Source organism: Agrobacterium sp. DKPNP3 (genome assembly GCF_052686535.1).
Genome location: NZ_JBQYSN010000154.1, coordinates 1 through 6397, shown reverse-complemented (window position 1 = coordinate 6397; position 6397 = coordinate 1). Strand labels below are relative to the sequence as shown.

Annotated in this window: 5 protein-coding genes and 1 tRNA gene; 2 read left to right on the top strand and 4 right to left on the bottom strand. The window is 58.9% G+C overall.

Features of this window, described 5'->3' with window-relative positions; genetic code table 11:
* The 4 genes from ACUTJJ_RS24405 to ACUTJJ_RS24390 form a co-directional block, all read right to left on the bottom strand.
* A partial coding sequence (locus tag ACUTJJ_RS24405) for an ABC transporter ATP-binding protein (protein ID WP_445543713.1) occupies window positions 1–870 on the bottom strand: 870 nt, incomplete at its 3' end.
* A gap of 533 nt (window positions 871–1403) precedes the next feature.
* Window positions 1404–1480: transfer RNA gene (locus ACUTJJ_RS24400), tRNA-Arg, on the bottom strand.
* 217 nt (window positions 1481–1697) lie between these two features.
* Window positions 1698–3116 (bottom strand): ATP-binding protein, encoded by a 1419-nt coding sequence (locus ACUTJJ_RS24395; RefSeq protein WP_445543714.1) that lies wholly within the window; start codon window positions 3114–3116, stop codon window positions 1698–1700.
* Window positions 3117–3351: 235 nt separating this feature from the next.
* Window positions 3352–5391 carry a methyl-accepting chemotaxis protein gene (locus ACUTJJ_RS24390; RefSeq protein WP_445543712.1) on the bottom strand — a complete coding sequence of 680 codons (2040 nt, stop codon included), beginning with the start codon at window positions 5389–5391 and terminating at the stop codon, window positions 3352–3354.
* Window positions 5392–5740: 349 nt separating this feature from the next.
* Between ACUTJJ_RS24390 and rpmH the strand changes: the two genes are divergently transcribed.
* Both rpmH and rnpA read left to right on the top strand, forming a co-directional pair.
* Window positions 5741–5878 carry a 50S ribosomal protein L34 gene (rpmH, locus tag ACUTJJ_RS24385; protein WP_003493611.1) on the top strand — a complete coding sequence of 46 codons (138 nt, stop codon included), beginning with the start codon at window positions 5741–5743 and terminating at the stop codon, window positions 5876–5878.
* Window positions 5879–5913: 35 nt separating this feature from the next.
* Window positions 5914–6297, top strand: a complete 384-nt coding sequence (gene rnpA, locus ACUTJJ_RS24380) for a ribonuclease P protein component (protein ID WP_445543711.1) — start codon at window positions 5914–5916, stop codon at window positions 6295–6297.
* The last annotated feature ends 100 nt before the right edge of the window (window positions 6298–6397 follow it).

Here is a 6397-nt window from a genome sequence, read left to right as displayed (position 1 = left end):
CGCCGGGCCGGCATCGCGGCCCGCGCCCTCCAGGCCGAGATCGCGTCCAAACGCCGTAACCTTACCCTGCGCATCGATTTCGACCGGCAGCAGGTTGATCGATGGCGTGCCGATAAACCGTGCGACGGTCAGTGTCGCGGGCTTGCGATAAAGCTCGTCCGGCGTGCCCAGCTGTTCGATGCGGCCTTCCGACATCAAGGCGATGCGGTCGGACATGGTCATGGCTTCGATCTGGTCGTGGGTGACATAGATGAAGGTTGCCCCGAGCCGGCGGTGCAGGCCCGCCAGTTCCTCACGCATATGGGCGCGGAGCTTGGCGTCGAGGTTGGAAAGCGGCTCATCCATCAGGAAGGCTGCGGGCGAACGCACCAGCGCCCGCGCAAGCGCCACACGCTGGCGCTGGCCACCGGAAAGCTGCGCCGGCTTGCGATCCAGCAAATGCGCGATCTGCAGCGTCTCGGCCGCCTGTTGAACGGCCGCATCGATCTGCTTCAATGTTTCCGCCGGCGCTGCGAACCGCCCCACCAGCGGCAGGCGGGCCGCCAAGGGCAGACGCCGCATGCGCAGCGGAGTCGCAATATTCTGGCGCACGCTCATATGCGGATAAAGCGCATAGGACTGGAACACCATCGCGAGATTACGATCGCTGGGATCGATGTCGGTCACATCCTGCCCGCCGATCGAGATCGAACCGCGATCCGGTGATTCCAGACCTGCGATGATGCGCAGCAGCGTGGACTTGCCGCAGCCCGACATGCCGACGAGGGACAAAAACTCTCCCGGACGGATGGAGAGGTCGATCTCTTTCAGAACATCGTCAGCGCCAAAGCCCTTGCCGATTGCCGAAAGCTCAAGTGATTGTGGCGTCATTCTGCGCTCCTTTTCTGGAGCGCATATGCTGTTGTTGTGTGACAGGATGACGAAGGTTTGCGGAAAGTTCGATGACACTCGAAAGCCCGATAATCCCGGGCCATAGGAAAACGTTACGGTGTAGACCTCCGCCTAAAACCACTAATATTGAGGGGGTATTCGGATGTCTTTTCAGCACGCTTTGACCGGCTGAAAACCGGGTCGGCGGAACTAAAACTCTCCGGCGGGGAGAGTCACACGAACTCAAGCCTTGGCAAGCTCTCTCGCCTTCGCCATGCCACACAAGATCAGCGGCCGGAGGCAGTCGTAGCTTTCAGCAATCGAGCATTTAGACATCTTGCCAGTTGCCAAGATGGCTTTCACTTCGGGCCATCTGATGGGCGTAGGACTTCGACATGTATTCGCTATGTTCGAAATTCATTCAGCTTTGCGAAGCTTCGCCGCGAATGCGGGCGGAACACCATTTGAAGATACGCGTCGGCGCACGACAACCAGTGGTGTCGTCTCGGAAGCTTATTTAAAGGAAAAAAAAATGGCGCACCCGAAGAGATTCGAACTCCTGACCCCCAGATTCGTAGTCTGGTGCTCTATCCAGCTGAGCTACGGGTGCGTGCCGTTCCGGTCGTTTCCGGTGGCGTGGCGATCCTCTAAAACGTCCTCATGGCGAATGCAAGCGATTTCGTTTGGAAATTGTCATTTTTCCGCAGCAATTCGCGTATCACATTGATTTCGTTAATAATTCCATACGGACCATTTTTTGTGAACCTGACGGAGCCTGGATTCCGTTGGCGATAATGGGTTTTCGAACCTGATTTAGCGCCGGTTTTTCAGGCCGTTCTGGCAGCCTGTACGGAGGCGGTGCGGTCGGCGATCTCGATGCGGAACTGCGTGCCTGGACCCGGCTTTTCAACGAGCGCAATGGTGCCGCCATGGGCAAGCACGAGCTCGCGGGCAATGACGAGGCCAAGGCCGGTGCCGCCTGATCGGGCCGAACCCCGGAAAGCGGAAAACAGGTTTTCCCTCGCCTTGCGCGGCATCCCCGGCCCGTTGTCGTCGATGACGATGCTGACGACGTCGCCGGCCCGCTGGGCGGAAATGGAGAGATGCCTTGGCGCGGTGCTGGTCGTATCGGATTGCAGTGCCTGAACCGCGTTGCGACAGAGATTGTGGATGACGCGGAAAAGCTGTTCGGAGTCCGCATCGATCGTGAGATCGGCGGGCACGCTGTCATGAAACTCAATGCCGCTCTCATCGTCCAGCGCCAGGATATCGCGCACGTCCCGCACAAGAAGGCTCAACTGCACCATCTTGCGTTTCGGCGCGCCCTCGGTCGCCTGTCCATAAGCCAGAACCTCACCGGTATAGGCAACGGCGCGGTCAATGGTGCGCAACAGCTTCGGCGCGAAACTTCTCACCATGGGGTCCTTGGCATCGACAAGGCGGTCAGACATAAGCTGCGCGGAGGACAGGATGTTGCGCATGTCATGGTTGATCTTCGATACGGCAAGACCAAGATCGGCGAGGTTCTTCTGCTGGCGAAGCGTCCTTTGCAGCTGGGTCTGCATGTCGGCGAGATGGCGACCAGCGACGGACAATTCGTCAGTCCCTTCGTCCGGCACGAAAATCCGCTCGGGATTACCGGGATCTTCGGAAAAGTTCTGCATACCAAGCGTCAACCGGCGTATCGGCCGGATCATGATGCGATTGATGGAGACGAAGATCAGACCGGCCGTGATGAGCGACAGGACGATGGAAATCAGAAAGACATTCCTGGCGTAAGCAAGCATCGCCGCCCGCAGCTTGTTTTCGCCCAACACGAGTTCGATAATGGTGTCGCTGTCGCCCACCACGTCAAAGACGCGGATGACGCGATTGCCGCCGAACAACAGCGTGGAGAAAGCATCCCGTACGGCTGCGATCTGGGAAACATCCGAAAGATCGTATTGGTCATCGACGGCGGGCGGGGTTTCCGCCGCCGCCAGCAGGCGCGACGTACCGTCCTTGCGCAGCGCAATGAGCTTCGCCCCCGTTGCCATCAGGGTATCGTTCTGCACGCTTCGCGGCAGTTCCGCCTGCAGGCCGTCGATGACCGCCCCTGCGGCCGCAGCCGTGTTCAGCCGGTCCCGCAGCCAGGAGAGACGCATATTGGCGACGGAAGGCACAAAGATCAGCACTTCGGCGATCATCACGAAAATGACGGTGAGCAGCAGCAGGCGTCCGGAAAGACCGGCGGTCAATCCCGGCATCGTATGCGCCGGATCGTCTTGCGTGCGGTCCAAGCTGTCTACGCCTTTAGAAAACACCGGGCCATGGTCCTGTCTGCGTGCCGCTTTCGCGTTAAACGGCTCGGTTTATATGCAGCGATGATAATAGGACCTAATGCATCTTTTTCCAATCCACTGCAAAATAAACGTTTCCCACACGCAAAAACAAACGCCGCCCGGCACGGGCGGCGTTTCAGTAAAAACGAAAGAGTCGTCTTTAGAATTCCTGCCAGTCACCCTGGGCGGCGGGCGCGGCGTTCATAGCGCGGCTGACGCTGTTCATCAGCTTGCGGGCCGGAGACGCAACAGCGGCTGTCCGCCCGGAAACTGCGACCGGTCCGGCAGGTGCCATCTTCAGCCTTGGAGCCGGCTCCATGCGCTGACTGCGTGGCGCGTTCTCAGCACCCACATTAAACCGGGTCACAAGCGTCACAAGATGATCCGCCTCGCTGCTCAGCTTGTGGGTCGCAGCCGAGGTTTCCTCCACCATCGCGGCGTTGCGCTGCGTCACCTGATCCATCTGGTTGATGGCGGTGTTGACTTCGTGCAGACCGGTGGACTGTTCTCTGGCGGCTGTCGCTATCGAATGGATGTGCTCGTTGATGGCGAGGACACGGGTCTCGATCTCACTCAAGGCGCTACCGGTTCTCTGGACCAGCGACACGCCGCGGCCGACCTCTTCGCCGGATTTGGTGATCAGTGCCTTGATATCCTTTGCAGCCGTTGCGGACCGTTGCGCCAGTTCGCGCACCTCCTGAGCGACGACGGCGAACCCCTTGCCGGCCTCGCCTGCACGGGCGGCTTCCACACCGGCATTCAGCGCCAGAAGATTGGTCTGAAAGGCGATCTCGTCAATGACATTGATGATCTGGCTGATTTCGCGCGAGGCGTGTTCGATGCGATCCATCGCGGATACCGCATCGCGCACGACGCTGGCAGATTCTTCCGTTTTCTGTTTGGTTTCGGCGACCATGGCGCTGGCTTCCTGCGCACGGTCGGTAGAGTTGCGCACGACGGCGGTGATTTCATCCAGTGCGGCAGAGGTTTCTTCCAGTGCTGCGGCCTGCTGCTCCGTGCGCTTCGACAGATCATCAGCCGCAGAGCGCAATTCGCCGGCATTGCCGCTGATTCCCTCCGTGCTGCCACGTACCTCGCGCATGGTCTCGCGCAGCTTGTTCATCGTCTGGTTGACGTTGTCCTGAAGTTCGCCGAACACGCCGCGGAATTCACCCTCCATGCGTTCCGTCAGGTCACCGCGCGCCAGACATTCGATGACACGACTGGTTTCGGACACGCCATTATGAACGCCGGTCAGTAGCGAATTGATGGTCGCTGCGAAGCGGTTGAGGTTTTCATCGCCATAATCCTTATTGATGCGGCGGCTGAAATCGCCCTGAGCGGCGGCGTCGACAACAACGGCCATACCGGCCTGCAGGTCGTCGCTCTTGGCGCGCATGGCGGTCTCCTGCGCATTCATGCGGCGCACCTCGCGGCCGTTCTTCTTGAAGATCTCGACGGCCGCCGCCATCTCGCCGATTTCGTCATTGCGGCCGAGATAGGGAACGTCAACATCCAGATTTCCGTCGGCAACCTTATTCATCACCTGCGAAACCCGACGGATAGGCGCGCTGAGCTGCCGCGTTCCAATGTAGACACCGAAGGCGGCACCGGCACCCACGCCGGCAACCGTGACCGCAACGATGACCCAGAATATGGAGGTGCTGAACGTATCCACGCCGGCCTTCACGACTTCCAGTTCGGCAATGTCGTTTTTCACGACACTGTCGATCTCGGCCTGATAAGCTTTACGGTTGGCGCGGTTCGCTTCGTTATTGCCCTGCTGGCTGGCGGCCTGCGGCCCGTTTTCCCTCGCGAGCCGAACGGTCTCGAGACGGAAGGCCCGGAATTCTTTCGACCGGCCAACAAGCTTGTCAAAGCTTGCCTGTTGTTCTGCCGGCACGAGCGGTGCCCAGCTGGTAATGAGCTTCTCCATGGCATCGAGGTTCTTGACCATGCCATCGGCAAAGGGGGTGGCTGCTGCGACATCGGCTGCCGCATAGACGCCGCGCGCCTCCATGACGACCGCGGTAACAAGACGGTTCAGGGCTTCGCCCTTGTAGGCCCTTTCGGCTGCCTCCTCGAAATGGTGCGACCGAACCCAGAATTCGTTGATCGCATAGATGGACAGCCCGCCTATGGTGCAGGCCACAAGGCTCATCAGTCCGACGAGAAGATTGATACGACCGCGAATTCTCAATTTCGTTCCCCCAACAAAACCAGCCACGCTATGGAAATGGGCAGCCGGCATAACTTTCGCGTCCCAAGATTTATCAATGGGGCATTAAGAAAGAATTTCGGAATTTACCGATTGGCCATCAGATTCAACCATTGTGGGCCGCAGATGACAGGAATTGCGGTTGCTTTTCCGCAAAAGGTGAAGGGCGAAAACCCCTTCGGCAATTGACTTTGCTCGGCCTATGCCCTTATAAGCCGCGCACGCTCGGCCATTGAAAGCTCGCCCAGGCGGGGTTAGCCGTGCAAAAAACGAAACGCTCTTGCAAATAATTGCAAATTCAAGAAGGGCCGCACACCGCGGTATTAAATAAATGTCGAAGCGTACTTACCAACCGTCCAAGCTTGTTCGCAAGCGTCGTCATGGTTTCCGTGCCCGCATGGCTACTGCCGGCGGCCGCAAGGTTCTCGCTGCCCGCCGTGCGCGCGGCCGCGCTCGTCTTTCGGCTTAATTGCCGATCTGTGGCCCGATGAAAGTCGTGGGCACATGAGCGAGACTAAAAAAAGCCCCGGCCGGCTTAAAAACCGGTCGGAGTTTCTTGCCGTTCAGGCGGGGGAAAAACGGCGGGGAAGCACCTTTCTTGTGGAAGTGCTTGACCGGAAAGCCCCGGAAACCGAGCCTCGTGTCGGTTTTACCGTAACAAAAAGACAAGGCAACGCGGTCGAGCGAAATCGCATGCGCCGCCGTCTCAAGGAAGCCGTCAGGCTTTCTGCCGGGGTCGCAATGAAGCCCGGTCATGACTATGTGATTGTCGCCCGCCGGGACGTTCTCGACACCGCCTTTCCCAGACTTCAATCTCTCCTCATCGAGCGCATTGAAGGGACGGCGAAACCGAGACGGTCCCAGGAGACCCGCTCCAGGAAAGAATGATGGAAAAAAACCGTAATTACTTCATCGCGATAGCCCTTTCGGTTGTCATCGTCCTCGCCTGGCAATTCCTTTACATGAATCCGCGTATCGAGCAGCAGCG